Origin of the sequence: Malikia sp., from assembly GCF_028687635.1 — a bacterium.
GTDB lineage: Bacteria > Pseudomonadota > Gammaproteobacteria > Burkholderiales > Burkholderiaceae_C > Malikia.
This window is the reverse complement of sequence record NZ_JAQTZS010000019.1, coordinates 25,117-51,417: the sequence shown is the minus strand read 5'-3', so window position 1 is coordinate 51,417 and position 26,301 is coordinate 25,117. Positions and strand designations below refer to the sequence as shown.

27 protein-coding genes and 1 tRNA gene are annotated in these 26,301 nt (G+C 64.3%); 8 read left to right on the top strand and 20 right to left on the bottom strand.

Translation table 11 applies throughout. The features are described from left to right. Positions 1–226: 226 nt before the first annotated feature. Positions 227–2,188 (top strand): diguanylate cyclase, encoded by a 1,962-nt coding sequence (locus PHR85_RS11365; protein ID WP_300054377.1) that lies wholly within the window; start codon positions 227–229, stop codon positions 2,186–2,188. Positions 2,189–2,197: 9 nt separating this feature from the next. Further along, positions 2,198–2,914: a bifunctional diguanylate cyclase/phosphodiesterase gene (locus PHR85_RS11360; protein WP_300054375.1), complete on the top strand. Its 717-nt coding sequence runs from the start codon at positions 2,198–2,200 to the stop codon at positions 2,912–2,914. Here PHR85_RS11360 and pgi read toward each other — a convergent pair. After that, positions 2,895–4,523 carry a glucose-6-phosphate isomerase gene (pgi, locus tag PHR85_RS11355; protein ID WP_300054374.1) on the bottom strand — a complete coding sequence of 543 codons (1,629 nt, stop codon included), beginning with the start codon at positions 4,521–4,523 and terminating at the stop codon, positions 2,895–2,897. The two genes, PHR85_RS11360 and pgi, sit on opposite strands and share 20 nt — an antisense overlap. A gap of 304 nt (positions 4,524–4,827) precedes the next feature. On the opposite strand from pgi, the gene PHR85_RS11350 reads away from it, so the two are divergent. After that, a complete protein-coding gene (locus tag PHR85_RS11350; protein WP_300054373.1) occupies positions 4,828–5,085 on the top strand; it encodes a hypothetical protein in 258 nt (85 codons plus the stop codon). Between the two features lie 15 nt (positions 5,086–5,100). Here PHR85_RS11350 and PHR85_RS11345 read toward each other — a convergent pair whose 3' ends face one another. From PHR85_RS11345 to PHR85_RS11260, 18 genes are all read right to left on the bottom strand, one after another. Beyond that, positions 5,101–6,063: a hypothetical protein gene (locus PHR85_RS11345; protein WP_300054371.1), complete on the bottom strand. Its 963-nt coding sequence runs from the start codon at positions 6,061–6,063 to the stop codon at positions 5,101–5,103. 238 nt (positions 6,064–6,301) lie between these two features. Further along, a complete protein-coding gene (locus PHR85_RS11340; protein WP_300054369.1) occupies positions 6,302–7,819 on the bottom strand; it encodes a terminase TerL endonuclease subunit in 1,518 nt (505 codons plus the stop codon). 4 nt (positions 7,820–7,823) lie between these two features. After that, a complete protein-coding gene (locus tag PHR85_RS11335) occupies positions 7,824–8,306 on the bottom strand; it encodes a TerS protein (protein ID WP_300054367.1) in 483 nt (160 codons plus the stop codon). Positions 8,307–8,350: 44 nt separating this feature from the next. After that, complete coding sequence (locus PHR85_RS11330) at positions 8,351–8,650, bottom strand: HNH endonuclease (protein ID WP_300054365.1); 300 nt, start codon at positions 8,648–8,650, stop codon at positions 8,351–8,353. A gap of 85 nt (positions 8,651–8,735) precedes the next feature. Further along, a complete protein-coding gene (locus PHR85_RS11325; RefSeq protein WP_300054363.1) occupies positions 8,736–9,905 on the bottom strand; it encodes a phage portal protein in 1,170 nt (389 codons plus the stop codon). Between the two features lie 9 nt (positions 9,906–9,914). Beyond that, positions 9,915–10,439: an HK97 family phage prohead protease gene (locus PHR85_RS11320; RefSeq protein WP_300054361.1), complete on the bottom strand. Its 525-nt coding sequence runs from the start codon at positions 10,437–10,439 to the stop codon at positions 9,915–9,917. Between the two features lie 12 nt (positions 10,440–10,451). After that, on the bottom strand, positions 10,452–11,678 hold the full coding sequence (locus PHR85_RS11315; RefSeq protein WP_300054359.1) for a phage major capsid protein: 1,227 nt from the start codon (positions 11,676–11,678) through the stop codon (positions 10,452–10,454). Between the two features lie 217 nt (positions 11,679–11,895). Further along, on the bottom strand, positions 11,896–13,131 hold the full coding sequence (locus PHR85_RS11310; RefSeq protein WP_300054357.1) for an AAA family ATPase: 1,236 nt from the start codon (positions 13,129–13,131) through the stop codon (positions 11,896–11,898). Then, positions 13,131–13,595, bottom strand: a complete 465-nt coding sequence (locus tag PHR85_RS11305) for a hypothetical protein (RefSeq protein ID WP_300054355.1) — start codon at positions 13,593–13,595, stop codon at positions 13,131–13,133. The genes PHR85_RS11310 and PHR85_RS11305 overlap by 1 nt, the downstream gene beginning before the upstream one ends. After that, the gene (locus PHR85_RS11300; protein WP_300054354.1) at positions 13,592–13,921 is read right to left on the bottom strand and encodes a hypothetical protein; all 330 of its coding nucleotides are present in this window, start codon (positions 13,919–13,921) and stop codon (positions 13,592–13,594) included. Before PHR85_RS11300 ends, PHR85_RS11305 begins: the two co-directional genes overlap by 4 nt. Then, entirely contained in the window at positions 13,918–14,271 is a 354-nt protein-coding gene (locus PHR85_RS11295) for a hypothetical protein (protein WP_300054352.1), read from the bottom strand. The genes PHR85_RS11300 and PHR85_RS11295 overlap by 4 nt, the downstream gene beginning before the upstream one ends. Continuing rightward, a complete protein-coding gene (locus PHR85_RS11290; protein ID WP_300054351.1) occupies positions 14,268–14,543 on the bottom strand; it encodes a hypothetical protein in 276 nt (91 codons plus the stop codon). The genes PHR85_RS11295 and PHR85_RS11290 overlap by 4 nt, the downstream gene beginning before the upstream one ends. Positions 14,544–14,962: 419 nt before the next feature. Continuing rightward, positions 14,963–15,181: a hypothetical protein gene (locus PHR85_RS11285; RefSeq protein ID WP_300054349.1), complete on the bottom strand. Its 219-nt coding sequence runs from the start codon at positions 15,179–15,181 to the stop codon at positions 14,963–14,965. A gap of 120 nt (positions 15,182–15,301) precedes the next feature. Then, a complete protein-coding gene (locus PHR85_RS11280) occupies positions 15,302–15,754 on the bottom strand; it encodes a hypothetical protein (RefSeq protein WP_300054347.1) in 453 nt (150 codons plus the stop codon). Position 15,755: 1 nt separating this feature from the next. Further along, positions 15,756–16,940, bottom strand: a complete 1,185-nt coding sequence (locus PHR85_RS11275) for a tyrosine-type recombinase/integrase (RefSeq protein WP_300054346.1) — start codon at positions 16,938–16,940, stop codon at positions 15,756–15,758. 208 nt (positions 16,941–17,148) lie between these two features. Continuing rightward, positions 17,149–17,238: transfer RNA gene (locus PHR85_RS11270), tRNA-Ser, on the bottom strand. A 58-nt stretch (positions 17,239–17,296) separates the two neighbouring features. After that, positions 17,297–18,208 carry an SPFH domain-containing protein gene (locus PHR85_RS11265; RefSeq protein ID WP_300054345.1) on the bottom strand — a complete coding sequence of 304 codons (912 nt, stop codon included), beginning with the start codon at positions 18,206–18,208 and terminating at the stop codon, positions 17,297–17,299. A gap of 11 nt (positions 18,209–18,219) precedes the next feature. Beyond that, positions 18,220–18,654 (bottom strand): NfeD family protein, encoded by a 435-nt coding sequence (locus PHR85_RS11260; RefSeq protein WP_300054344.1) that lies wholly within the window; start codon positions 18,652–18,654, stop codon positions 18,220–18,222. 182 nt (positions 18,655–18,836) lie between these two features. Between PHR85_RS11260 and PHR85_RS11255 the strand changes: the two genes are divergently transcribed. Beyond that, positions 18,837–21,131, top strand: coding sequence for an arginine/lysine/ornithine decarboxylase (locus PHR85_RS11255; RefSeq protein WP_300054342.1), 2,295 nt, complete (start codon positions 18,837–18,839; stop codon positions 21,129–21,131). A 60-nt stretch (positions 21,132–21,191) separates the two neighbouring features. Then, entirely contained in the window at positions 21,192–21,410 is a 219-nt protein-coding gene (locus tag PHR85_RS11250) for a YdcH family protein (protein ID WP_300054341.1), read from the top strand. 97 nt (positions 21,411–21,507) lie between these two features. Here the strand turns inward: PHR85_RS11250 and fabI are convergent, their stop codons facing one another. Beyond that, on the bottom strand, positions 21,508–22,317 hold the full coding sequence (fabI, locus tag PHR85_RS11245) for an enoyl-ACP reductase FabI (RefSeq protein WP_300054339.1): 810 nt from the start codon (positions 22,315–22,317) through the stop codon (positions 21,508–21,510). A 37-nt stretch (positions 22,318–22,354) separates the two neighbouring features. Here fabI and PHR85_RS11240 point away from each other — a divergent pair, with 37 nt between their 5' ends. The 3 genes from PHR85_RS11240 to PHR85_RS11230 are packed head-to-tail and all read left to right on the top strand — an operon-like array spanning position 22,355 to position 26,286. Further along, positions 22,355–24,220 carry an extracellular solute-binding protein gene (locus PHR85_RS11240; RefSeq protein WP_300054337.1) on the top strand — a complete coding sequence of 622 codons (1,866 nt, stop codon included), beginning with the start codon at positions 22,355–22,357 and terminating at the stop codon, positions 24,218–24,220. 1 nt (position 24,221) lies between these two features. Then, positions 24,222–25,256 (top strand): microcin C ABC transporter permease YejB, encoded by a 1,035-nt coding sequence (locus PHR85_RS11235; RefSeq protein ID WP_300054335.1) that lies wholly within the window; start codon positions 24,222–24,224, stop codon positions 25,254–25,256. Continuing rightward, positions 25,240–26,286, top strand: a complete 1,047-nt coding sequence (locus PHR85_RS11230) for an ABC transporter permease (protein ID WP_300054334.1) — start codon at positions 25,240–25,242, stop codon at positions 26,284–26,286. Before PHR85_RS11235 ends, PHR85_RS11230 begins: the two co-directional genes overlap by 17 nt. Positions 26,287–26,301: the final 15 nt, after the last annotated feature.

The window sequence follows — 26,301 nt, the reverse complement described above, 5'->3', positions numbered from 1 at the left end:
CGCGACAACGACAGCAGCAACGTGAGCATACGCCGGCGCAAGATGCGCGCCGGCACCAGCCTCGACTACCGCCAGCAGATCCTGTTCGGTCAAATCTCGCCAGACTCAACATAGCGCGATCGCCCTGCCGTCATCGACCAGGCTTGCCTCAAATGATTGGCTATATGATATAGTTTTCTTATATGCATGATTTTTCATGAAACCGTCAAACCTCCTGCTCAGGTGCTTGACCTCTTCCTGGAACGCGCTGGCAGTCCTGTTGCTGGCGCTGGCGGGTTTCGTCGGTTTCGATCTGCATGTCTCCCATGCCGCCATCGAGGCGCAGGAGCGCCAGCGGCTGATGCAGCTGGCTGGCATGGTCGAGGCCAACCTCAGCAGTCGCCTGCAATCGACCAGCAATGCCCTTGACTCGATCCGGCGCGATTTGCCCGAGCTGCTGCTGCCGCGCCGCGACATGAGCGCGCTCAACCAGCGTCTGCAGTCCATGATCGCTGGCATGACTGGCATGACTGGCGTGCGCTCGCTGAGCGTCGTGAGTCGCGATGGCGACCTGATCGCGAGTAACCGGTCTGATTTTCTCGGTCTGAACTTCCGCGAGGCCGAGCGCTATCAGGCCATGCGCCGAGGCGGTGACCCGAACCTGCTGTATGTCTCGAACCCCTTTCTAAGCCCGGACGGAGTGTCCAGCCTGGCGGTCGGCAAGGTGGTGCTCGACGCCAAGGGCGAGCTCAAGGGCTATGTGTCGGCCGTGCTCGATCCGGACTATTTCAGCGTGCTGCTCGAATCGGTGCTTTACGCGCTGGACATGCGCGCCGCGCTGATTCACGGCGATGGTCAGGGGGTATTCCAGGTGCCCGACAGCGAAGGGGTTGCTGGCATGAATTTCGCCAACACGCCCAGCGTCTTGTTCACGCGCCATATCCAGAGCGGACTGCGGAGCAGCCTGCAAGAAGGCATGGCCGTTCCGACCGGGCGGCACAGCCTGGCCGTGCTGAGCTCGATCCAGCCCACCATCACCCCGTCCAACAAGTTCCTGGTGATTTCCCTTAGCCGGCAGCTTCCTGCCATTTACCACGACTGGGAGCGGCAGTCATGGATCAAGCTCGCCCTGTTTGGTGCCATCGCCGGGGTGGCCAGTCTCGGTTGGCTGGCGATCCAGTGGCGCCAACGGGCTTACGCCCAGCTGCGCCACAGCCATGAGGCCGAGTCCAGCCTGGCCGACGAGCGGCTGCGCGAGAGCGAGGAGCGTTTTCGCAAGCTGTTCGAGGACACGGTCCAGGCCGTCTTGCTGCTCGAGAACGACCGCTGCACCGCCGCCAACCAGGCCGCCCTGGCCATGCATGGCATGGAGCGCCTCGATCAGTGGGTCGGCCGCTCGCTGAGCGAACTCTCGCCCCTGTTCCAGCCCGATGGCCAGCCTTCGGCGGACAAGGCGGCTCAGCTGGCGCGAGCCGCCTTGGAGCAGGGCGCCTGCGAGTTCGAATGGACCTTCCTGCGTCCCGACGGTCAGGCCTTCATCGCGCATCTGGTGGTGACCCTGATCCAGCAGGGCGGCCAGGCCTTGCTGCATGTCGTCGGCACCGACATCACCGAGCAGAAGAAGGCGCGCGAGCAGGTCGAGTTCCTGGCCTATCACGATGCCCTGACCGGCCTGCCCAATCGGGTCCTGGGCCAGGACCGCTTGCAGCAGGCCCTGGAGGTCGCCAAGCGCCAGCGCAACGGCCTGGCCGTGCTCTACCTGGACCTGGACAAGTTCAAGTATGTCAACGACTCCTATGGCCATGCCGTGGGAGACGCCTTGCTCAAGGGCGTGGCGATGCGGCTGAGCCTGTGCCTGCGGGCCGAGGACACGGTGTGTCGCCTCTCGGGCGACGAGTTCATGGCGGTCCTGCCCGAGGTGCTGGCCTACCCGCAGGTTTCCAATCTCTGTGTCCGCATCCTGTCCGAGCTGGGCGCCCCCTTCGAGCTAGAGGGAGTCCAGCTCTTCACTTCGTTCTCGATTGGCGTCGCACTCTATCCGCAGGATGGCAGCGACAGCGAAACCCTGATGCTCAACGCCGATACGGCGCTCTACGAGGCCAAGAAGGCCGGACATAACCTGTACCGTGTCTTCGAGCCGGCCATGAACGTTAAGTTGCTGCATTACGTCGAGACCTGCGAGGCCTTGCGGCTGGCGCTCGAGCGCTAGCAGTTCGAATTGCACTACCAGCCGCAGATCGACCTGCGCGGCGGGCAGGTGGTGGGCGTCGAGGCCCTGATCCGCTGGCGCCGGCCGGGACAGGGCCTGATCCAGCCGGGTGCCTTCATTGGCATCGCCGAGGAAAGCGGGTTGATCGCGCCGATCGGTCGCTGGATCCTGCAGGAGGCCTGTCGCCAGGCGGCGGCCTGGCAGCGCGCGGGATTGTCGCTCGGGCGGGTGGCGGTCAACCTGTCGGCCGTCCAGTTCCGCCAGGGCGTGGTCGAGCAGGATGTCCGATCCGCCCTCAAGACCAGCGGTCTCGATCCCAATCGCCTGGAGCTCGAGCTGACCGAGTCCACCCTGCTGCAGCACGACGAGTCGGTCATGGCCATGCTGGCCCAATGGAGCGCGCTGGGCATTCACCTGGCCATCGACGATTTCGGCACCGGTTACTCAAGCCTGGCCTACCTCAAGCGGATGAAGGTCGACAAGCTCAAGATCGACCGCAGCTTCATCACCGGCCTGCTGCACGAGGACGAGAACCGGGCCATCGTGCGCGCCATGATCCAGATCGCCCGCAGCCTGCAGATCGACACCCTGGCCGAAGGCATAGAGGACCCGCTGGTGGCGGAGCAACTCAAGGCGCTGGGCTGCGACGGCGTGCAGGGCCACTGGTATTCCGAACCGCTGCCCGCCGCCGAACTCGAGCAGTGGCTCAAACGGCGTGCGGCTTGATTCCTGGCCGCTGGAAGCTGCCAGGATCGGCTTCCATCTGCCTGGCCATGGTCTTGCCGAGCTCGACGCCCCATTGGTCGAAGGCGTGGATGCCCCAGATCGCGGCCTGGCAGAACACCTTGTGCTCGTAGAGCGCGACCATGGCGCCCATGGTGTGGGGGGTGAGTGCCGGCAGCCAGAGGGTCGAGTTCGGCACATTGCCGCGGAAGATGCGGTGCGGCAGCAGTTCCGCCACGCGGGCCTCGTCCAGTCCATTGGCGCGCAGCTCGGCCTCGGTCGCTGTGGCGTCGCGCCCCAGCGCCAGCGCCTGGGCCTGGGCTTGCAGATTCAGCAACGCGACGCGATGGTGCTCGGCCGCCAGCGGCAGCAGGCAGTCCTCGCTTTGCACGCCGATGAAATCGACCGGTACCCGGTGCTGGCCCTGGTGCAGCAGCTGGAAGTAGGCGTGCTGGCCCTCGATGCCCAGGCCGCCCCAGACGATGGGGCCGGTGCCGACCTCGACCGGGCTGCCGTCGACATGGGTGCTCTTGCCATTGGATTCCATGTCGAGCTGCTGCACGAAGCGCGCGAAGTGGAACAGCCGGCTGGCGTAGGCCGCGATCAGGTGGGTCGGGCAGCCCAGGAAGTTGCGGTTCCAGATGCCCAGCAGCGCCATCAGCAGCGGCATGTTCTGCTCGGGCGGCGCTTTCCAGAAATGGCGGTCCATCGCGTGGCCTCCAGCCAGGAAGGCGCGGAACTGCTCGGCGCCGATCGCGATCGCCAGCGGCAGGCCGATCGCCGACCAGACCGAGTAGCGCCCGCCGACCCAGTCCCAGAAGCCGAAGGTGTTTTCCGGGGCATAGCCCTGGGCGGCCGACACTGCCGGTGAGGCGGTCACGGCGATCAGGTGCGGCGCCTGTTGCTCCGTCGTGCTCAGACCGTGGTCAGCCAGCCAGCGTTGCGCCGATGCGGCCAGCGTCAGGGTCTCCTGGGTGGTGAAGGTCTTGCTCTGGACGATGAACAGCGTGCTGTCGGGCTTGCACCAGCGCAGGATCGACTGTAGCGCCCAACAGTCTGGGTTGGAGACAAAGTGCACCCGCACCGCGCTGGAGGCACAGGCGTCGAGCGCCTGCACCGCCATGCGCGGGCCCAGATCCGAGCCGCCGATGCCGATATTGATCACGTTGGCAATGCGCTGTCCGCGCTGGCCAAGCCAGCGGCCGTCGCGGATGCGCTCGGCGGCATCCAGGAAACGGTCGAGCTCCTGGCGCACCGCGCTGGAAACCGCCTCGCCCCAGGGGGCGTCAGCCATGTCGGCGCCGCGCAAGGCCATGTGCAGCACGGCGCGCTGCTCGGTCGCGTTGATGGCAACGCCTCGGCGCTGGGCCTCGCTCTGCTGGAGCACGCCCGATTCGGCGGCCAGCTCCAGCAGCGCCTGCAGCACTTCAGGCGTGACCTGTTGGCGGGAGGCGTCCAGTTGCAGGCCGGCGACGTTCAGCTGCAGGCCGCTGGCGCGAGCGCGGGACTGATCGGCGAGCAGCTCGCGCAGATGGGGCAGTTCACTCTGGGCCAGCGCCTGGAGCTTGTTCCAGGCAGCGCGTTTTTGCGGGGGGATGAAGGCGTTATTCATGGGCTTGCCTCCTCGGTCCGCTGGATCAGCGGGGGCGCGGGGAGTTCATGGACAGTTTCGAAGAATGATAGGGGATTTCGAGGGCGAAACCGGGTTCAGCCCTGGTCCGATTTGCCCATTGCCACTCGATCCGAGCCAGCGCGCCCACGTCGCCGTCTATGTGAGTCAAGTCGGCTAGACCTGAAATGTTAATTACAGTAACATGGCCATCAAGCGAGAGGACTGTTTTGATTGCTCATCGACGTCTGACAAGCATCGGGCATCAGTTCCTCGCCGTTCATGAGCAGGCTGAAAGGAGCGCACCATGCTGGAAAACAACCCACACTACAGCGCGATCAACCAAGCGTTCCCTCACATCGGAAGCAAGCTCAAGTTGCACTGGGGGCAGCCGGATTTCATCCATTACATGGAGGAGTTGCTGCACGATACCCGCAACGGTCAGCGCAGGGGATTCCCCTTCGAGGTCGTCGTGGCGCTGACCTCGATAGCCGAGGAACATCACGCCCTTTTTTCGCACCTTGATCCACGCAGCGACGTCTGGTCGATGGCGCACCTGCGCTGAATCGCCGGCATTGAGTCAGCGAGGCACGGTGCAATCTGTGCGCTGTGGCTGGCGTCGAAACACCAGCACCTCGCAGCCGAGCTCGGGCGGCAGCAACAGGCGGGCCAGATCAGGGCGGCGCTCGACCGTGAACGCCTGCTGTGAGTCGTAATCCGCCCAGTTGCCGCTGGCGAAACGGTGAGTGCTCACGACGGCGATGTACAGCTCCACGCTGCCGGTGCGGAACACCTCACGCTCGAAGCTGTTTTGGGCGGGCGGCCACGAGCACAGCACCACCTGCGGCTGATAATGGCGCAACGCGGCACCGGCCTCCAGCCGCTCGACCGCGCCGGGAAAGGCGATCCGGTCTTGCCAGCTGTAGTCATCGGTGGCGGTCACCGCCACGCCCTGCTCGTGCAGGAAGCGGCTGAGCGTCCCGTCGCCGGCGGCGATCTCCAGACAACGGCGACTCCCGATCAGCTCGCCCAGTCGCCGCACGAACTCAAGCGAATAGAAGCAGTAAATCCCCTTGCGCTCCACCAGCGGCATCAGCAGGCGCTTTTGCCAGACCAACGGCCACAGCAGCTTGAACCAGCGCAGCGATACCGGTTTGCGTTCGAGATCGCGCCGAAACAGCAAGCGCTGCGCGAGCCAGCCGTTGAACAGGTTGAAGCGTACCTTGCCTGAAGTCCGCCCGGTGGCGATGGCCAGGCCATGGCGCTCGATCGCCAGCGCGGCCATGCGCTGCCGAATGGCCGCCCGCACCAGGTCTTGTTTCTCCCGCTTGTTGAGGGCGATCTTCGCGCGCGTTTCCGGAGTTTCCGGCTTGGCGCCGGGATGCAGCAGACGGTGCAGCCGCGTCGTATCGCGTGTGGCCAGCGCGGCCTGCAACTCCTGCTCCATGGCCTTCCACTCCTCGGGAAACGCCGCATGCAAGTCATGGGCCGAAGGCCGCTGCTGCAGCCAGGCCAGCACCTTGATGGGATCGTTCAGCTTCATGTGGGATTTGTTGGACTTCAAGCAACAAAAAACCCCGCCAAGGGCCTGATTCTTTATCAGTTCTTGCGGGGCTTGTTGCGGTGCGGTAAGTTGGCTTACCGTTTGCTGTTCATGGCGGAGAGGGCGTCAATTGAATCATTCTTGTAACTCTTTGAATTTCAAGATTGTTTTTGATTCGATTTTTTCCGAGTACCCCCAGCGATACCCCCAGCACTCCAAAACCCCGTAAAAGTCCAGTTTACACGAACATAAAACCGCCGTCCTCGTAGGCGCTGCCTGTCTCGCCGGCACGGGCAGCGGCACCCATGGCCATGGCGAGGGCCTGCATGCCGTCTATTCGGCCCGTGGCGCGGCTTTTGTCCAGCTTCCTGGCGCCGGTAGGGTCTTTGGTCACGGTGGCGTTAGCGGCGCACATGGTCAGGACTGGATGGGCGCCGTGGGCGATCCGCGCGTTCAGCAACTCGGCTTCCAGTGCGTCCAGGGCGGGCGCCATGTCCTTGTACCCTTGCCCCCACTCGACCAGCGGCAGGTCGGCGCCGATCTTGTCCAGCTCCTTGCGCAACAGGTCGATACGCCAGCGGTCATAGGCCACGGCCTCGACGTTCAGCTCGCTCAGGATCTCGGCCATCTCTTGCGCGACGAACTCGTAATCCACCGTGGCGCCGGGGGTGGTGCGCAGGAAGCCTTGGCGCTGCCACACGTCATAGGGCGCGCGATCGCGCCGGGCGCGTTCCTCAAGCCCTTGTTCAGGGGTCCAGAAGTGGGGCACCACATGCCAGATGCCATCAATCTGCCCGACGATCACCAGGGCCGTCAGATCGGTCCTGGCGCTCAGATCCATGCCGCAGAACACCGGGGCGTCGTAGAACGGCTGTACGGGCTCAGAGCAGGCCTTCCAGATGTCCGGGCTGATGAATGGGCTGTCGGTGCTGACGCGCTGATTCAGCAGCAGGTTGCGGGCCGTGTTTTCCATGCTCGGCATGCGCTGGGCTTGGGTCATCTGCTCGCGCAGATCCGCCTGGCTGCGAAAGATGCCCAGCGCCGGGTTTGCGGCCTTCCAGGCCTCCAGGTCCAGCAGGTCGCACCCCTCGGGTGCAGCGTAGAGGCGCGAGACGATGCGCGGGTCGGCGCTGGCGTGGGCATCGTCCAGCCAGACAGACAACAGATCCGCGTCGCTGGCCGCTTGTGTGCTGATGGCGATTAGCAGCGGCGCCTCGTGCGCACCCTGGCTGGTGGTGATCGCGTCCACGAAGTCCGATTGCGGGCCGCGCACCTGGCCGATTTCGTCTAGGATGGCCAGCACTGGGGAAAGGCCGTGGGCGGTCTTGCCATCGGCGGCAAGGGCGCGGTACTCAGTGTTGAGCGGCAGGCCCAGCAGGCGCTTGCCGCTCGGGATCACGCGCACCAGGGCTGACAGCTTGGGCGAGAGCTGAACCATCTTGGCGGCCAGGTTGAACACCAGGGCGGCCTGATCGCGGCTCATGGCGCCGCTGACGATCTGGCTGTTCTGCTTGGCCTCTGGCCCCACCAGGTGGGCCAGCAGCAGGCCCGCTATCAGGCCCGTCTTGCCGTTCTTGCGGCTCACGCTCAGGATGGCGCGGCGCGTGCCCGCTGGGTTGTCGTACACGTCCCGGATGAAATCCCTCTGGAATTCGGCCAGGACCATCGGCATGCCGACATGGGCGCCGTCAGGCGTGACGCAGTGCTTTTCGATGAAGGCGATCACGCGGCCGGCGCGGGTCAGGGTGGTCTTCATGGCCTCACCCCACCAGCCGCAGGCGCGGGATCAGTTCATCGTCGTCGTCGAGGGGCAAGGCGGCCTGGCGCTCGTTGGCCAGGGCGTTGCCGGCATCCCGGCTGCGGCCCACGGTCGCCTCGGCATGCACATGCAGCACGCGGGACAGGGCCACGGCGCGGCGTGACATGGTTTCGAGCAGCTTGTGCTTGGGGTTCACCATCGGCACGCCCTTGCCGTTGAGGATGGTGAAGCCCTCAAGATCCACTTCGACCTGCAGGCGCTCAATATCGGACTGACAGCGGGACAGGGTGGCCGCGATGGCCAGGTCGGATTCAGTCCAGGTGTCGCGGGCACGCGCGGTGACGATGGCATTCCAGAATGGCAGGTCGGCAGCGCGAAGCGACACATGGGCGGGCGGCTCCAAGGGGCCAAGTGCTGCCGACTGCGAAGCCGCAACGGCAGCCGCCGGGCTGTCTGACCTCATGCGCTTGTCGTTGATTTTCATAGGTTTTTTTGGACTTAGGGCAAAAAAGAGAGGAACTGATCGGTCTAGGGCCGCCGGTTCCTGGTGATTTCCGGGATCAGATCCATCTGAGGATCAGCCGGTCTTGGGGCTGCGGGCCGATTCCAAGGGTGATCCGGGTCAGCCGGCTTGCCGCTGGGGTCGCAGCCGTAGGCCACCCGCTTGCCCTGGTCGCGTGCGGTCTTGCGCGAGTGGCATTCATGGCACAACGGCTGCAGCGATTCGAGGCGGTTGTCGTCGGCCCCGTTCATGTGGTCCACGTCCGTGGCGGGCACCACCAGGCCGCGCGCGGCACAGTGACGGCACAGCGGCTCACGACTCAGCACGTCAGCCCGCACCCGCTGCCAGGCCGCTGTATTCAGCTTGAGCGTGCGGCGGGGGTCGGAGTCTCGCCCCGTCCGATTGGCTCGCTTACTGCGGTCCCACGGCTGGCGCATGGTCTATTCCTTCAATGGTGGGCAGGTTTTCCAGGCGCCGGGCCTCGGATGGCAGCAGCCAGCCGGCCGCGATGCCCTTGTCGTAGAAGTCGGCGCGGTTCACGCTGTCGCCGCGCAGCAGGCCCTCGACCTGGTGCTCGACAAAGTAGATTTGCTGGCCGTCCAACATAAGCATCTGTTTGGCGATTGCCTGTTCCCAGGCCACGAGATGGCGGCGCAAGGTCATGGTGACGAACTGGCGGGCCATCTCGACCGAGTTGGAATAGTTGCCGTGCCTCAAGTCGCCGATGACCGTGGGCGGCACGCGGAACAGGCGCGCGACCTCCTCGACACTGAACTGACGCGCGGCGATCCATTCGGCATCTTCCAGGCTCATGCTGACGGACTGGAAGTCCACGCCATGCTCCAGGATGGCGGTCCTGCCGGAGTTTCTTCCGCCTGCATACTGGCTAGACCAGCTCGCTTTTATGGCCGCCCGTTGGTCGGCATTGAGCTTGCCGGGGAACTTGAGCAGGCCCAGCAGCTTGGCGCCGTTGGTGAAGGTGTTGATGCCGTGGTCGGACTCGGCCAGCGCCAGTTCAACCACCCCGCGTGCTGCAGCAATGGGACTTACGCCCAGCACGCCGTCGTCGCCCAGGCGGTGACGCAGGTGCAGCACTTCATGGGCCAGCAGCCGATGCAGCACGCCGTTGCCGTCGGTGTAGTCGTAGGCCAGATTGCCAGCCGCCCGGACCACTGAGACGCGATCAGGCGACAAGGGCCACAGCTCGCGGACCTGGCCGTCGAAGCCGCGCACGATCCGCGCATAGCCATTGCCGCGCAGCAACACGCAGGCCTGCAGGTATTCGCGCACTTCGAGTGCGGTCTGCTCGGGGTTGGCCATGTCGTGCAGCACGCGATAGAGCGGGTGATCGGTGGCCCGCTCGCGGTCTTCCCCGCTGCGCTTGAACAGGATCAGCGGCAAGCTGGCGACTGTCTCGGAGATGGCTTGAACGCAGGCATACACGGCGCTCACTTTTTGTGCGGTAGCTTCGTTGATGGCGCTACTTCGCCCGCTGGCGAAGTCACTCCAATAGGAGTCGCCACCGGGAACCCCTCTACGTTCCAAGTTGAAGGCGCCCCAGGCGCGTTTGATGATGTTCACGTCAGACTTTCAGCAGGTCTCAAGCCATAGTCGGCGGGTATCGGTCAGCACGGCGGCGCAACGGCTACGCATGGCGACAGTGGTGTCCTGGTAGGCCGGGTCGCTGGTCAGAGTGATCTCGACCAGCTCCACGTCGATCAGCTCGCGCACCGGCTTGCCGGATCGCTGCTCCCAGCGTTCCCCGCCAGCCCGCACCCTGAACCCGAAGGAGCAACCCGCCACGTCCCCCCGACCGACCAGGATGGCCAGGTCGCGGCCATGGCTGGTGTCGGGTAAGGCCAGATCGAAGGCCAGCCCCTTGCCGTCCTCCCTGAGCTGCAGCGTGCCGCCTCGGGTCGTCCCCAGCAGGGCGTCGCCCTGGTGCTGGTAGAGGGCGCGAATGTTGGCCCCGCCCCCCAGGGACTTCGTGAAGGCGCCATTGCGGATCACCTCAGTGAAACCGCCCAGGTCAGTCTCGCTGTTGAACACGGCGGCATAGCCTGTCAGGGTCTTGCCCGTCGCCGTCAGGCCGCCGTTTGAACGGATCTCCAACATTCGCGCGGTTCCTCAGATGGCGATGTCGTCAACGACGACGAAGGCGTCTTCGCGGCGCGGCACCATGTCCATGGTCGTGAGGATGCGAATCTGTACCGCACCCCGGCTGTACGGGCCTTCGGCAAATTGGTTGGCTAGGATGTCCACGGCGCCCCAGGTGCCGACGAACATCTCGGAGAAGTCGCCCAGGATCATTCGACCCTTTGCCGGCGTGCCGGCCTTCTTTTCGATTTGCTGGGTCACTGCCACCGGAATGCCGGCCAGGTTGCCCGCTTCCATCAGATAGCCCGGCAGGCCAGCTTCGCGCAGAGTAGTGCGCAGCTTGGTGGCTACCTCGGGATGCGTCAGCCAGGCATTCGGGTTGACGTTCTTGAGGGCCATCCATTCGATCAGCTTCATGGCATTCGCCCAGTTCAGGGTCGAAAGGCTCCCGGTGCCAGTCTCGGAATTCAGCAGGCCTTTCGGTTGCTTGATGCCGTCGCCATGGATCAATGCCTTGTCAACTGCCAGGGAAACCACGTTGATGAAATCATCGCGCACCAGCGATTCAATCGCGGGATTGCTTTGTTGCAGCAATTGGCGCGATAGCTCGGTAATGGCGCCGACATGCTTGGGCTTCAGCGTGATGTTGTTGAAGGTCATTCCCGAATCAGTCAGGGAATCGCCTTCAGCCAGCCATTGCGCCGTGCTGCTGGTGGCCTGGCGCGGAATCACCACATCGCCACGAAGATTCGGCAGAACGCGGGCGCCCAGCGAGCGGACCACCATTGAATTGCGCAGCAGGCCGACGAATTGATCCGCGCGGAAATCCTCGGGGACGATGCCGGCTGCCGTGGTTGTGGTTTGGGCCGCGCGGGTTTCATTGAACAGGGCGGTCGGCACCAGGATGCCGCGCGCCTGAATGCCGTTGCGCTTTTGCTCCTGGTTGAATTCAGCCAGGGCACCCGACAGGGCGCGGCCCTCGACCTGGGCATTGATGGCTTCCATCACGCTGACGCGAGATTCCAGGTCGGTGCGGGCCTTGTCCACCGGCACGCCAGCGGTGCGGCGCTCGGCGTCTTCCACGAATTGGGCGCGGGCTTCGTCGCCTTCGATGACGTGGATGGTGGCCTTCAGGACATCGAAGCGCGCCTTTTCGTCGGCGTTCAGTTGGCGCTTTTCGGTCTCGGCGGTGGAGAGCAGGGCGCGGGCTTCGGCCACATGGGCCGCCTTCCTTTGGCGGAGTTCGTGAAGTTTCATGTTGGTGTTGCGGGTGGGTAATGCCTGCAGTGAACACCAGCCCAGCGGGGTTTGTAACCGGGGGTCAGCAGTTAAAACCCGGTTGAACCGTGGCGAACCAATTAGCATTTGTCATGTATAAAATGATAAAAGCCAGCATCGGAACGGGTGCCCGGTGCTGGCTTTGTGATCAGGATGAAATCAGTTTGAAGATTCCAAGATTCCAAGATTCCATGTTTTAGGAACGGGAATCTTCGGAATCTTCACGGGAATCTTCGGAATCTTGGCCCGTTTCAGGCCCTCCCGGTAGCCTCCAGTACCATCCATCGCGTGATCCGTCGGTTCCCTTCCTCCTAAGGATGCCTAGCTTCTTGGATGCCGACCAGATCTGTTTTTTGCTAAATCCGGCATCAATGACTGGCTTGCTTGCTAGGTCGGATTTTGTCCAGGCCTCGCTGCTCAGTTCATCGCGCAGCAGGTCGCAGACATCCCGCGAGTCTTCGCTTTCGGTGTCTGAGGCTGGTTCGGCCAGCAGCTCGATGGCCGTGCCTTCCAAGGTCTCGCCCCAGACGGTCCGGCTGGTCCAGATACCAGGCAGCGCCTCGCACTGCTCCAGGCTGTAGGCGAAGCCGCCACCGTCCGGGCCGATGTTGGACTTGGCGCGCGCCAGGATGCGGCGCTCGTTGCCTTCGGCGTCCTTGGTCTTGGCGCAGACCATGACCACGCGGGGCAGAGCGGCGAAGGCGATAGAGCCCGTCAGGCGCGAGGCCGGATCTGACCCGGCACCGCCCTTGGAGAAGTGCGTGATGCCGACCAGGGCGGCGCCGATGGCGGCGGCGAAGTCCACCAGCGGCTGCAGCGCACGCCGAACCTCGGTGTTCTTGTGGCTGTCGCCCGCCACGGCGCTGACGATGGGGTCCACCAGGATGAACTTGAGAGAGGGCAGCTCGCGCGCCGCTTCCAGCAGGGCCGCCACATCGGTCGAAGGGTCGAAGGGGCGGATCTCGCCGTTCACGTTCACGCCGCTGACGAAGTAGACCCGGCTTCGATCCACGCCGGCCGCGATCAGGCGGGGCAGCAGCGTGTCGCATGGGTCGTCCTCGCCCGACCAGATCAGCACATCGCCCACGGAGCAGCGGTTGCCGTCCGGCCAGTGCCCGCCTGTCGTGACGGTCGCGGCCATGCTCAAGGCCGCCGTGGTCTTGCCGGTGCCGGGTGCGCCGCCCAGGATCACCAGCTTGCCCAGGGCCAGCCAGCCCGGCCACAGCCAGCGAACCGGCTCTGGGTTCATGACGGCGCCACTGAGCAGCACCACGCGGTTCACGGGCTTGTTTTCTGGCGGCCAGGCGGCCTGGTCGCTCATGGATGGTGGCAAGTCGCTGAAATCCATCGGGTCAGCGCCAAACCCGGCATCGTTGTTGTAGGTCTGTGCGTCCATCATGGCCTGGCTGCGGTTGATTCGGTCGAAGTCCATCAGGCAAACTCCCTTTGCACGCCTTGTATGCGGGCACTGGCCGTCAGCAGGCGATCGAAGTTGTCTGGGGTCAGCGGACCTTGGCGCGCCATGGCCGCGGCTGCCAGCACGACGCCGACCTCGATAGCCAGCAGCTCCAGCGCCGCCCGTGGCGACAGCGTAGTCGGGCGTGTGATGGCTTGGGGTTTGCCGTTCTCGACCCAGCAGCCCAGCGCCTTGGCGGCCTCAATGAACTCCAGGCCGCTGGTGGCCATTTCGTAGGCCAGCACGTCGCCACCGCGCGCGCCACAGCCCGCCATGCAGCAGAAGGCGCCGGTCTGGGTGTTGATGCGCATGGAGTCTGAGCCGCCGTGGAAGCGGCATTCAGTGGTTTTCCACTTGGCCCTGTTCGGGCCTGTCAGCTTGAGGCCTTGCGCCTCGTAGTAGGCCACGGGGTCGGGTAGGAGGTTTCGGTCGAAGCTCATTCGGCCTCCCTTCGCGCGGTGCCGAACACCTCGCGCTCAAGGTTCGCCAGCGGCTCGCTGTCATCGCTCAGGCCTGAAATGATGACCCGCGACATGCTGCGGATGCGCCCGGCGATGCCTCGCACGACAAGGTGCAGCGGGTCATCGTCCGGGATCACGTTGCTGGCCAGATGCGCGGCCAGTTGCTCAATTTCCCAGCTTGCCCCAAGGCACGCGGACTGTCGTTCAGTGCTCAGGGTGACGGAGTAGTCCGGGTGTTCTGTCAGTCCTGCGGGGCGCAGCCAGTCGGAGGTGCGGCGCTTTGGGATCACGGTGTCGGCGCTCATGCTGCAACTCCCTCGGCCGCAGCCTGGTAGCGGCGGAACGACGGCGGCATCATCCATTTTTCAGCATCGCCGTACACGGCACTACCAGCCCCATCAATGCGGTCGGAAGCCATGTCGGACGCCCAGCCGATGCGCTGTGCCATCGCCTCGACGGCCGCCAGGTAGGTCTCTTCGTCGTCCTGTCCGGGCAGCAGGTTGACCATCAGCAGCGAGGTGAAGCGCTCGATGTGCTTCGCCATCGCGGCGATGTCGTTGAGCACGATGCCCAATTGCTCGACGGTCATGGTCGGCGTGGCCGGTTTCTGCCAGTCGGTCGATCGGCGGCGCTGGGTGATGTTGTCGGCGCTCATGCTGCAACACCTTCTGCCTGAGTGGCACATGCGCGCTTCAGAAGCGTTGCGGCACGGATCGCGCGGCCCGTGGCCTGCTGCAGTTTGGCCGGGTCGCAGTCGAGCGAGCGCAGCAGGTGCAGGGCGCCGGCCAGGGCGTTTTCGGCAGCGACATGCAGCCGGATGATTTCGGGGTTGGTGGTGTCCGTGGCGGACTGGATGGGCGCAGCGCGGCGGCTGGCCAGGGAGAGGATGGGCGCAGCAGTGCGCACCATGGGATTGACCTTGGTCATGGTTTCAGGTTCCGTTGTGAGACTGAAAACCACTCGCCACGTTCTTACGCGCAGCGGGTGGGCAGATGTTAAGAACACGTACAACGCCGTGCGGCCAGCCTCGCGGACAAGCCCATCTGCCCAAAACCATGCCGCACCGGGAAACCCCGGAACGGACGAATTCGGACATGACAAAACCCCGCTTTTAGGTGGGGGCTGCAACCTCGTTGTACAGGTGTTCTTACGCACCGGGCCTTTCGGCTTGCGAAGAATGTAGCACGGCTGGGCCGCGTCCCGGCCAGCGGCTTCGGGAAAATTTGAAGATTCCCGTGAAGATTCCGAAGATTCCCGTCTCAGAAACATGGAATCTTGGAATCTTCGAATGTTCAAACCCGTCCGGGGGCGGTCTGTAGACTGCCGGCGGCAGCTCGGGCGCCGGATCATTGCAGCCCTTCCAGGGCGGCGGCGCCGGTCTCGACTTCCATGTGCTTGCGCCAGTCGGCGGCGGCTTCGGCGCTGACCAGGGTGCGCCGGCCCACCTTCATCAGGCGCGGCCCCTTGCCCTCCTTGACCAGGGCATAGAAGTGGGTCCGGCTGACGTTATGGGAACTCAGGAACTGAGGGACGGTGTAGGTGGCGGGGGCGTGGGGCTGATTCATGGCCGTTCATTTGGTTTGTTGCGAACAGCCACGAATGCTAGAGACGTTTATTGATGAAATCTATTTATATGTTTTCGACTTTTTTATAAAAAGCACATGGAAAAAATAAAATATGAAAACTCACTCTTTGCCCTGGTTTCCATAGGAATTGTAGTAGGCGGCTCTACAAACTGAGACACTGGTGATGTGCTTTTCGGCGGCCTTCTCGAAGGCTTCCATGACCTTCATTCCGTCATCATGAATCATCACCCAACATTCCATGGCAATCCGATCATCCTTGTCGCGCTTTTCGTTTGGAAAATCTTCCTTTTCGAAGAATGGAGATGGGAATACGACAAAGGCTTTCTTGTCCTTTATTTCGTAGTTGGATAAGATTCTCTTTGCCAGCACATATCGGGCCTTTTCCTCAATCGTTTCTGGATGCTGTATGCACATTGCTTCCATGCTGAAGATGCAGGCGGCAAGCTTTACCAGTTCCTCGTTTGCTGAATCGAAATTTGAATCGCATATTTCATTGAATCGCCTGTTGATTTCGGTGTAATCTTTGTGTGTGAATCCGTTGGTGGCCTTCATGTCATTCCTTGATGCAATTGGTTAGGTGGTCACTCCAGGCCTGCATCATAGCCGCGCGCTGCAGAATATAGGTGGCGTGGTTGTAACTGGCGCTGACTGAATTTCGCTCCTGGTGCGCGAGCTGTATCTCGATATGCGCATGATCGAATCCCTGTTCGTGCAGAATGGTTGATGCAATGCCGCGAAATCCGTGTCCGGTCATTCGGTGCTTGTAGCCCATTCGCGCCAATGCCATCAGGATGGTGTTATTGCTCATGGGACGCTTTGGGCTGCGCTCGCCAGGAAACAGCAACTCCCGATGGCCCGTCACCAGGTGCAGCGTTCGCAGCACTTCCAGGGCCTGCCTGGACAGCGGCACGACATGGGGCGTCTTCATCTTCATGCGCTCGGCTGGAATGTCCCAGCGGGCCGCTACCAGGTCGAATTCGTCCCAGCGGGCGCCGATCAGTTCAGACGTGCGAACGAAGGTCATGGCCATCAGCTTCATGGCCAGGCGCGTGGTGGGCGTGCCCTGGTAGGCCTCGATCTTGCGCAGCAGCTCGGGCAGCTCCCTGGCGTCGAGCCGGGCGTAGTTCTCGCGCTTGCGGGTGGTCAGCACGTCGCCGGGCTTGATGTCGGCGGCTGGGTTGCGGCTGGCCAGGCCGTGGGCGATGGCATAGCGGAAGATCTGGCCGCAGGTCTGCAGAGCCCGCTTGGCGATGTCCAGGGCGCCGCGCGCCTCGATGGTCTTGGCCATGCGCACCAGCTCGGGCGCCTCGATGTCGGATATGGGTCGGGTGCCGATGGCCGGGAACACGTCAGCCTGCAGTCGGCGCCAGGTCGATTCGACATGGTTGTCGGACCGGGCGGCCTTCCAGCTATCGAACCAGAGTTGGGCGACCGTGGCGAATGAGTTGTCGGCTGCCAGCTTGCGGGCGTGCCGGTCTGACTTGCGTTGCGCCATGGGGTCGATGCCGGCCAGCAGCTTGCGCCGCTCATCCTCATGCCGCATGCGAGCCGTAGGCCCATTCATGTCGGGGTAGATGCCGATGGCCATCACCTTCTCCTTGCCGTCCACGCGGTACTTCCAGCGCCACAGTTTGGAGCCGGTCGGCGTCACCAGTAGGTACAGGCCACGGCCATCGGTCAGCTTGAAGGCTTTTTCGGCGGGCTTGGCCTTGCGGATCTCGGTCTCGGTCAGGGGCATGTCGGGGCGGTTTTGCTAGGGGGTTTTCAGAATACCCCCAAACCGATACCCCCATGCCCCCAAAAATACCCCCAAAAAACACTGACTACAGCAGAACAGCAGCGAACACAAAAGAACGACGGCAAACAAAAAGCCCCTCTAAATCAACGACTTAGAAGGGCTTTTGTGGACTTTGGCGAACCGTTAGGAACAGCCAAAAACTGAATCATGGCGGAGAGGGCGGGATTCGAACCCGCGGTGGGGATAAACCCACACACGCTTTCCAGGCGTGCGACTTAAACCGCTCATCCACCTCTCCGTGAAGACTCGTATTGTAGACAGGAATGCCGGCTTTTTTCAAGGGCTGCCGATTTTTTTCAATTCCTGCTCGACTTGATCAGTTGCATGGCCGAGGCGACCAGGCCGGCGACCTCGTTCATGTTGCCGGGGACCACCAGCGTGGTGGTCGCATCGGCGGCCACGCGGCTGTAGGCGGCCACTGCCTGCTCGGCCACCTTGAGCTGCACCGCCTGCTCGCCGCCCGGCACCTGCAGGGCGGCCGCGATGCGTTCGAGCGCCTGCGCCGAGGCATTGGCCACGGTCAGGATCGCGGCCGCCTCGCCCTCGGCCTTGTTGATGGCTGCCTGCTTGTCGCCTTCCGAGCGCGCGATCGAGGCCTGGCGCTCGCCGGTGGCGATGTTGATCTGCTCCTGCTGGCGGCCTTCGGAGGCGGCTATCAGCGCGCGCTTCTCGCGCTCGGCGGTGATCTGGGCCTGCATCGCGTGCAGGATCTCGGCCGGCGGGGTCAGGTCCTTGATCTCGTAGCGCAGCACCTTGACCCCCCAGTTGAGGGCGGCCTCGTCGATCGCGGCGACCACCTGGGCGTTGATGATCGCGCGCTCCTCGAAGGTCTTGTCGAGTTCGAGCTTGCCGATCACGCTGCGCAGCGTGGTCTGGGCCAGCTGGGTGATGGCGGTCACGTAGTTGGAGCTGCCGTAGCTCGCGCGCATCGGGTCGGTGACCTGGAAGTAGAGGATGCCGTCGACCTGCAACTGGGTGTTGTCGCGCGTGATGCAGACCTGGCTCGGCACGTCGAGCGGGATTTCCTTCAGGCTGTGCTTGTAGGTGACCTGATCGATGAAGGGCAGCACGAAGTTGAGGCCCGGCGCCAGCGTGCCGGCGTACTTGCCGAGACGCTCCTTGACCCAGGCGTTCTGCTGCGGAACGATCTTGATCGACTTGATGACGAAGATCGCGGCGATGACGAAGAGAACGAAGGCGATTTCCATGATGAAGACTCCTAGTCGGGTTGGGCTTGCACGATCAGGTGACTGCCGCGCACGGCCACGATGCGGTAGCGGCCCGCAGCGGGCGAAACCGCCGGCTGATCAAGCTCGACGGTCCATTCTGCGCCGCGATGCCTGACCTGGGCACTGCCGTCGGCACGCCAGTGCCCGACCTGCACGAGCTGGCCGATGTCGAGGTTGAGATCCGGGCTGTCGGAGCGGTCGCTGGAGTCGGTGCGTTGTCGGGCCAGCTGGCTCCAGAGCAGCACCGCGCCGCCGCCGATCAGCGCGGCGGCACCGAGTTGCACGGTCGGTCCGGCGCCCAGCTGTGCGGCCAGCGCCGCCGCCGCCAGTCCGAGCGCCAGCATGAGCAGGTAGAAGGTGCCGCTCAGCAGTTCCAGCGCCACCGCCGCTCCGGCCAGCAGCCACCAGACGGTCGAATCCTTCATGCTTGCACTCCCAGGGTTGATGGCCGAATTTGCGCTCAAACGCGTGCGCGAGCGAACAGCTGACACATTATTTCCTTACACTTGGCGCCATTGCGCGCCGGACCAGATTCCTGGCGCATACAAGCCGTGCGGCCGGTGACCCGGTTCGCGTGTTTTTTGGCGCTCAACCGTTGTCACGCTTCATGAAATTTCGCTTTCCCATAATCATTATTGACGAAGACTACCGCTCCGAGAATGCCTCGGGTCTGAGCATCCGTGCCCTGGCCCAGGCGATCGAGGTCGAGGGCTTCGAGGTGCTGGGCGTGACCAGCTACGGCGACCTGAGCCAGTTCGCCCAGCAGCAAAGCCGCGCCAGCGCCTTCATCCTGTCGATCGACGACGAGGAGTTCACGCCCGGCCCGGATCTCGATCCGGCGGTGCTCAACTTGCGCGCCTTCATCCAGGAAGTGCGGCGCAAGAACCTGGACGTGCCGATCTACATCTACGGCGAGACCAAGACCAGCCGCCACCTGCCCAACGACATCCTGCGCGAACTGCATGGCTTCATCCACATGCACGAGGACACGCCGGAGTTCATGTCCAAGCACATCATCCGCGAGGCCAAGTCCTACCTGGAGGGCATCCAGCCGCCGTTCTTCAAGGCGCTGCTCGACTACGCCGAGGACGGCTCCTATTCTTGGCATTGCCCGGGTCACTCGGGTGGCGTGGCCTTCCTGAAGTCGCCGGTGGGTCAGATGTACCATCAGTTCTACGGCGAGAACATGCTGCGCGCCGACGTCTGCAACGCGGTCGAGGAGCTCGGCCAGCTGCTCGACCACAACGGCGCCATCGGCGAGAGCGAGCGCAACGCGGCGCGCATCTTCAATGCCGACCACTGCTTCTTCGTCACCAACGGCACCTCGACCTCGAACAAGATGGTCTGGCACCACACGGTGGCCCCTGGCGACGTGGTCGTGGTGGACCGCAACTGCCACAAGTCCAACCTGCACGCGATCATCATGACCGGGGCCATCCCCGTGTTCCTCAAGCCGACGCGCAACCACTGGGGCATCATCGGCCCGATCCAGCAAAGCGAGTTCGAGCCCGAGGCGATCAAGGCCAAGATTCGCGCCAACCCGCTGCTCAAGGGCGTGGACGCCGACGCCGTCAAGCCGCGCATCCTGACGCTGACCCAGTCGACCTACGACGGCGTGCTCTACAACACCGAGACCATCAAGGGCATGCTCGACGGCTACGTCGAGAACCTGCATTTCGACGAGGCCTGGCTGCCGCACGCGGCCTTCCACCCCTTCTATGGCGCCTTCCACGCCATGGGCCGCAAGCGCGCGCGCCCCGAGCACACCATGGTGTACTCGACCCAGTCGATCCACAAGCTGCTGGCCGGTATCAGCCAGGCCAGCCATGTGCTGGTGCAGGAATCGCAGAACACCAAGCTGGACCGCAACCTGTTCAACGAGTCCTACCTGATGCACACCAGCACCAGCCCGCAGTACAGCATCATTGCGAGCTGTGACGTGGCCGCGGCGATGATGGAGCCTCCGGGGGGCACCGCACTGGTTGAGGAGAGCATCGCCGAGGCGCTCGACTTCCGCCGCGCGATGCGCAAGATCGATGACGAATTCGGCGTCGATGACTGGTGGTTCCAGGTCTGGGGTCCGGAAGAGCTGGCCGAAGAGGGCATCGGCGAGGCCCGCGACTGGGTGCTCAAGCGCACCGACAGCGAGGGCGTGCAGCCGGTCGATGGCGAGGAGGCCTGGCACGGCTTTGGCGACATGGCGCCGGGCTTCAACATGCTCGATCCGATCAAGGCCACCATCGTGACGCCGGGCCTGAACATGAACGGTGATTTCGCCACCAGTGGCATCCCGGCCAGCATCGTGACCAAGTTCCTGGCCGAGCATGGCGTGGTGGTCGAGAAGACCGGCCTCTACAGCTTCTTCGTGATGTTCACCATCGGCATCACCAAGGGCCGCTGGAACACGCTGCTGACCGCGCTGCAGCAGTTCAAGGACGACTACGACCGCAACCAGCCGATGTGGCGCATCCTGCCCGAGTTCTGCCAGAAGCATCGCCGCTACGAGAAGATGGGCCTGCGCGACCTGTGCCAGTATGTGCACGAGATGTACGCCAAGTACGACATCGCGCGCCTGACCACCGACATGTACCTGAGCGAGCTGCAACCGGCCATGACGCCGACCGACGCCTTTGCCCAGATCGCGCGCAAGAACACCGACCGCGTGTCGATCGATGAGCTGGCGGGCCGGATCACGGTCGGCCTGGTCACGCCTTACCCGCCGGGCATCCCGTTGCTGATTCCGGGCGAGGTCTTCAACCAGAAGATCGTCGACTACCTGAAGTTCTCGCGCGAGTTCAACCAGCATTGCCCGGGCTTCGAGACCGACATCCACGGTCTGGTGGTCGAGGACGGCGAGGACGGCAAGAAGCGCTACTTCGCCGACTGCGTGAAGGTTTCTTGAACTAGATCAATACGCCATCCATGGGATGGCGCAAGAATTCAACTTTTATCAGGAGTAAACATGTTTCCCGAGTACCGCGAACTGATCACCCAGCTCAAGACCAGCGACCACCATTTCTCGCGCCTGTTCGACAAGCACAACGAACTCGATCAGCAGATCAAGAACATGGAATCCCACATCGCTCCCGGCACCCAGGTCGAGATCGAAACCCTCAAGAAGGAAAAGCTGGCGCTCAAGGATGAGCTCTACGTGATCCTCAAGAAGGCTTCGCAGGCCTGACGGACTTCCCCCGGCTCCAGCCATGAGAAAACCCGCCTAGGCGGGTTTTTTTGCGGGTGGCTGACGACGGCCGCTGGGCCGCCGGAGCAAGGACCGATCAGACGATCTGCGCGCTGTCGCGGCTGACGCCGGCGGTCGAGCTGAAGCCGCAGTCGACGTAGGAGATCTCGGCGGTCATGCCCGAGGCCAGGTCCGACAGCAGGAAGGCTGCGACGTTGCCGACCTCGTCGATCGTGACGTTGCGGCGCAAGGGGGCTGCGGCCGCGCCCATGCCCAGCAGCTTGCCGAAGTCCTTGATGCCGCTGGCGGCCAGGGTCTTGATCGGGCCGGCGCTGATGCCGTTGACGCGGATGCTGCGGCCGTCGGGCAGGGTGCCCAGGGCTTCGGCCAGGTAGCGCACGCTGGCTTCCAGGCTGGCCTTGGCCAGGCCCATGGTGTTGTAGTGCGGGATGGTGCGCACCGCGCCCAGGTAGGTCAGCGTCAGCAGCGCGGCCTTGTCGTTCAGGTAGGGCTTGGCGGCCTTGGCCATGCCGGGGAAGCTGTAGGCGCTGATGTCGAGCGCGATCTTGAACGCCTCGCGGCTCAGGCCGTCGAGGAAGTCGCCCGAAATCGCCTCGCGCGGCGCGAAGCCGATGCTGTGCACGAAGCCGTCGAAGGTCGGCCAGTGAACCGACAGGTCCTTGAACATCTGCTCGATCTGCTCGTCGCTGCCGACGTCGCAATCGAACACCAGCTTGGAGTCGAATTCGGCGGCGAACTCGCAGATGCGGTCCTTGAAGCGCTCACCGACGTAGCTGAAGGCCAGCTCGGCGCCTTGCGCGTGGCAGGCCTTGGCGACACCGTAAGCAATCGAACGGTTGGACAGCAGACCAGTGATCAGCAATTTCTTGCCAGCGAGAAAACCCATGAGTCAATCTCCAGAAAAACTTGGGCAGAATTGTCGCATGCGTTTACCCCTCCTGAGCCTGGGGCTGTCGAGTTTGCTGTTTTGCTGCGTCCTGCCCGCGCGGGCCGCGCACGCCTGGGCCCAGTTCGGCGAGCTCAAGTACCCGGCTGGCTTCGCCCATTTCGACTATGTCAACCCGCGCGCGCCCAAGGGCGGCGAGATCGCGCTGGTGCCGCCCACCCGGGCGAGCCAGTACGACAAGTTCAACCCCTTCACGCTCAAGGGCACGGCGCCGCCAGGCCTGAACGCTCTGGTGCTAGAAACCCTGCTGACCGGCTCGCTCGACGAGCCCAACACCGCCTACGGCCTGCTGGCCGAGGACGTCACGGTGACGCCGGACGGCCTGTCGGCGACCTTCCGGCTGCACCCGAAGGCGCGCTTTCACAATGGCGAGCCGGTGCTGGCGGCCGACGTCAAGCATGCCTTCGATACGCTGACCGGGCCCGAGGCGGCGCCGCAGTACCGCAGCTACTTCGCCGACATCCGGCGCGCGACCGTGCTGGGGGAGCGCCTGTTGCGCTTCGATTTCGCGCGTCGCAGCGCCGAGCTGCCCCTGATCGCCGGCAGCCTGCCGGTGTTCAGCCGGCAATGGGGCTTGGTGGGCGGCAAGCGTCAGCCGCTGGACCGCATCGTGGCCGAGCCGCCGATCGGCTCCGGTCCCTACCGGCTGGCTACCCAAGGTTACGGGCGGGACGTCAGCTATGAGAGCGATCCGCACTGGTGGGCGGCTGACCTCAATGTGCGCCGGGGCATGTACAACTTCGACCGCATCACCTACCGGCTCTACCAGGACAGCACGGCCCAGCTCGAGGCCTTCAAGGCCGGCGAGTTCGACTATATCCAGGCCTTCGTCGCGCGCGAGTGGGCCAAGGCCTACCAGGGCCGGCCCTTCGAGCGCGGCCTGCTGGTCAAGGAAGAGCTGGCGCATGGCAATGCGGGTGATTTCCAGGGCTTCCTGTTCAATACCCGGCTGGCGAAATTCAGCGACCCGCGCGTGCGCGAGGCGATCGGGCTGGCGCTGGATTTCGAGTGGATGAACCGCCAGTTGTTCTACAACGCCTACACCCGGGTGCGCGGGTTCTTCGTCGCGAGCGACTTCGAGGCAAGCGGACTGCCTGGTGCCGACGAGCTCGCGCTGTTGACACCCTGGCGCCAGCGGCTGCCGGCGGCCGTCTTCGAGCAGCCCGTGCCGCTGCCGCCCGCGACCCGCCTGGACCCCGACTCGGGTCAGATGCTGCGCGACCACCTGCGGCGCGCGCGTGACCTGCTCGCGCAGGCGGGCTGGCATTACCGTGATGGCGCGCTGCGCAACGATCGTGGCGAAGCCTTCACGATCGAGTTCGTCGACAACAGCGCCGCCATGGGACGGGTCTTCACGCCCTTCGCCAGGAACCTCGAAAAGCTTGGCATCCAGGCACGCCACAAGATGGTGGATTTCGCGCTGCTGCAGAAACGGCTGGATGGTTTCGACTTCGAGCTCATCAGCAGCCGCATCGTGGGCAGCGAGGCGCCAGGGGCCGAGCTGATCGAGCGCTTTGGCTCGCGCGCCGCCACGGTCGAAGGCTCGGCCAACCTGATCGGCGTGCGCGACCCGGTGGTCGATGCGCTGATCGAGCGCGCCCTGGCCGCCCGCAAGCGCCCCGAGCTGGTGGCGGCCTTGCGTGCGCTCGACCGCGTGCTGCGCCATGGCTACTATGCGGTGCCGCACTGGTACGGAGGCGTGCACCGCATCGCCTGGCGCGCTGGCCGCTTCGAGCGACCCCGCCAGCTGCCCAGGTATTACCAGCCGGAAAACTGGCTGCTGTCGAGCTGGTGGGCGAGCCCGGTCAACCGCGCCGCCCGCCCGGTGAAGGGCGGGCACTGAGATGTGGCACTACCTCCTCAAGCGCCTGCTGCTGATGGTGCCGACCCTGTTCGGCGTGCTGCTGCTGACCTTCGTCGTGATCCAGTTCGTGCCGGGCGGCCCGGTCGAGCAGATGGTCGCCCAGCTGCAGGGGCGCGACAGCGGCGGCGAGGGTGCCACCCAGGCTGGTGCCGGTTACCGTGGGCGCCAGGGCGTGGACCCTGAGCGCATCGAGGAGATCCGGCGTCTTTACGGTTTCGACCAGCCCGCGCCCGAGCGTTTCGTGCGGATGCTGGGCCAGTTCGCGCGCTTTGATCTGGGGCAGAGCTTCTACCACCACAAGGATGTCTGGACCCTGGTCAAGGAGAAGCTGCCGGTCTCGATCAGCCTGGGGCTGTGGACCTTCCTGTTGACCTACTCGGTCTCGCTGCCGCTGGGCATCGCCAAGGCGGTGCGTGCCGGCAGCCGCTTCGACACCGTGACCTCGATCCTGGTGCTGGCGGGCTACGCGATTCCAGGTTTTGTCCTGGGCGTGGTGCTGCTGGTGGTGTTCGGCGGCCAGCTGCAGTGGTTTCCGCTGCGCGGGCTGACCTCGTCGAACTGGGAAACGCTCGGCTGGGGCGCCAGGGTGGTTGACTATCTCTGGCATATCGCGCTGCCGGTGACGGCCAGCGTGCTGGGCGCCTTCGCGGTCACGACGCTGCTGACGCGCAACGCGATGCTCGAAGAGATCGGCAAGCAGTATGTGCTGACCGCGCGCGCCAAGGGTCTGTCAGAGCGCCGCGTGCTGACGCGCCATGTGCTGCGCAACGCGCTGCTGCCGATCGTGACCGGCTTTCCAGCCGCCTTCGTCGGCGCCTTCTTCACCGGCTCGCTGCTGATCGAGACCCTGTTCTCGCTCGACGGCCTGGGCCTGCTGAGCTACGAGAGCGTGATCCGGCGCGACTACCCCGTCGTGCTCGGCACGCTCTACCTCTTCACGCTGATCGGCCTGCTGACCAAGCTGGTGAGCGACCTCTGTTATCTGTGGGTGGACCCGCGTGTCAAGTTCGACTGATCAACTCGCTGCCAGCCCCTGGCGCCTGGCCTGGCGGCGCTTTCGCGCCCATCGGCTGGGCTGGTTCAGCCTGCGGCTGTTCGCGCTGCTGTTCGCGCTCAGCCTGGTGGCCGAGCTGGTTTCCAACGACCGGCCGCTGCTGGTGCGCTACCAGGGGCATTGGTATGTTCCGGTGCTGCAGGAGCTGCCCGAGACGACCTTTGGTGGCGACTTCGAGACGCCGACCGACTACCTCGACCCCTTCATCCGGCGCCAGCTCGACCAGCCCGACAACTGGGTGCTGCACGCACCGAACCGCCACCACCACGGCACCATCAACTACTTCGCGCGCGAGCCGCACCCGGCGCCGCCTTCGGCGGACAACTGGCTGGGCACCGACGACCGTGGCCGCGACGTGCTGGCGCGGCTGCTCTATGGTTTCAGGCTATCCGTGCTGTTCGCGCTCGCGCTGACCGGCTCGGGCGTGCTGCTGGGGCTGGTGGCGGGGGCGATCCAGGGCTATTTCGGCGGCCGCACCGACTTGCTGGTGCAGCGCCTGATCGAGATCTGGAGCGCGCTGCCCGAGCTCTACCTGCTGATCATCTTTTCGGCGCTGTTCGAGCCCGGCCTCTGGCTGCTGCTGATCCTGCTGAGCCTGTTCGGCTGGATGGGCCTGAGCGACTACGTGCGGGCCGAGTTCCTGCGCAACCGCCAGCTCGACTATGTGCGCGCGGCGCGCGCCCTCGGGCTGGGACATTGGCAGATCATCTGGCGCCACCTGCTGCCCAACAGCCTGACGCCGGTGGTGACCTTCCTGCCGTTTCGCATGAGCGCGGCCATCCTGGCCTTGACCTCGCTCGATTTCCTGGGGCTGGGGGTGCCGCCGGGCACGCCCTCGCTGGGCGAGCTGCTGGCGCAGGGCAAGGCCAATCTGGACGCCTGGTGGATCACCCTGTCGACCTTCACGCTGCTGGTGGGCACGCTGCTGCTGCTGACCTTCATGGGTGATGCGCTGCGCGATGCGCTTGACCCGAGAAAGGCCGTGCTGTGACTTCGCTGGAGACAA

Excerpts from the sequence above, each read along its gene's own strand:
- PHR85_RS11315 (WP_300054359.1), bottom strand. The coding sequence starts at position 11,678 with ATGAAACTTCACGAACTCCGCCAAAGGAAGGCGGCCCATGTGGCCGAA.
- PHR85_RS11335 (WP_300054367.1), bottom strand. The coding sequence starts at position 8,306 with ATGAAAATCAACGACAAGCGCATGAGGTCAGACAGCCCGGCGGCTGCC.
- PHR85_RS11265 (WP_300054345.1), bottom strand. The coding sequence starts at position 18,208 with ATGGAAATCGCCTTCGTTCTCTTCGTCATCGCCGCGATCTTCGTCATC.
- PHR85_RS11295 (WP_300054352.1), bottom strand. The coding sequence starts at position 14,271 with ATGAGCGCCGACAACATCACCCAGCGCCGCCGATCGACCGACTGGCAG.
- PHR85_RS11250 (WP_300054341.1), top strand. The coding sequence starts at position 21,192 with ATGTTTCCCGAGTACCGCGAACTGATCACCCAGCTCAAGACCAGCGAC.
- PHR85_RS11340 (WP_300054369.1), bottom strand. The coding sequence starts at position 7,819 with ATGAAGACCACCCTGACCCGCGCCGGCCGCGTGATCGCCTTCATCGAA.
- PHR85_RS11275 (WP_300054346.1), bottom strand. The coding sequence starts at position 16,940 with ATGCCCCTGACCGAGACCGAGATCCGCAAGGCCAAGCCCGCCGAAAAA.
- PHR85_RS11290 (WP_300054351.1), bottom strand. The coding sequence starts at position 14,543 with ATGACCAAGGTCAATCCCATGGTGCGCACTGCTGCGCCCATCCTCTCC.
- PHR85_RS11285 (WP_300054349.1), bottom strand. The coding sequence starts at position 15,181 with ATGAATCAGCCCCACGCCCCCGCCACCTACACCGTCCCTCAGTTCCTG.
- PHR85_RS11345 (WP_300054371.1), bottom strand. The coding sequence starts at position 6,063 with ATGAAGCTGAACGATCCCATCAAGGTGCTGGCCTGGCTGCAGCAGCGG.
- PHR85_RS11260 (WP_300054344.1), bottom strand. The coding sequence starts at position 18,654 with ATGAAGGATTCGACCGTCTGGTGGCTGCTGGCCGGAGCGGCGGTGGCG.
- pgi (WP_300054374.1), bottom strand. The coding sequence starts at position 4,523 with ATGAATAACGCCTTCATCCCCCCGCAAAAACGCGCTGCCTGGAACAAG.
- PHR85_RS11240 (WP_300054337.1), top strand. The coding sequence starts at position 22,355 with ATGCGTTTACCCCTCCTGAGCCTGGGGCTGTCGAGTTTGCTGTTTTGC.
- PHR85_RS11280 (WP_300054347.1), bottom strand. The coding sequence starts at position 15,754 with ATGAAGGCCACCAACGGATTCACACACAAAGATTACACCGAAATCAAC.
- fabI (WP_300054339.1), bottom strand. The coding sequence starts at position 22,317 with ATGGGTTTTCTCGCTGGCAAGAAATTGCTGATCACTGGTCTGCTGTCC.
- PHR85_RS11320 (WP_300054361.1), bottom strand. The coding sequence starts at position 10,439 with ATGTTGGAGATCCGTTCAAACGGCGGCCTGACGGCGACGGGCAAGACC.
- PHR85_RS11255 (WP_300054342.1), top strand. The coding sequence starts at position 18,837 with ATGAAATTTCGCTTTCCCATAATCATTATTGACGAAGACTACCGCTCC.
- PHR85_RS11305 (WP_300054355.1), bottom strand. The coding sequence starts at position 13,595 with ATGAGCTTCGACCGAAACCTCCTACCCGACCCCGTGGCCTACTACGAG.
- PHR85_RS11310 (WP_300054357.1), bottom strand. The coding sequence starts at position 13,131 with ATGGACTTCGACCGAATCAACCGCAGCCAGGCCATGATGGACGCACAG.
- PHR85_RS11300 (WP_300054354.1), bottom strand. The coding sequence starts at position 13,921 with ATGAGCGCCGACACCGTGATCCCAAAGCGCCGCACCTCCGACTGGCTG.
- PHR85_RS11235 (WP_300054335.1), top strand. The coding sequence starts at position 24,222 with ATGTGGCACTACCTCCTCAAGCGCCTGCTGCTGATGGTGCCGACCCTG.
- PHR85_RS11350 (WP_300054373.1), top strand. The coding sequence starts at position 4,828 with ATGCTGGAAAACAACCCACACTACAGCGCGATCAACCAAGCGTTCCCT.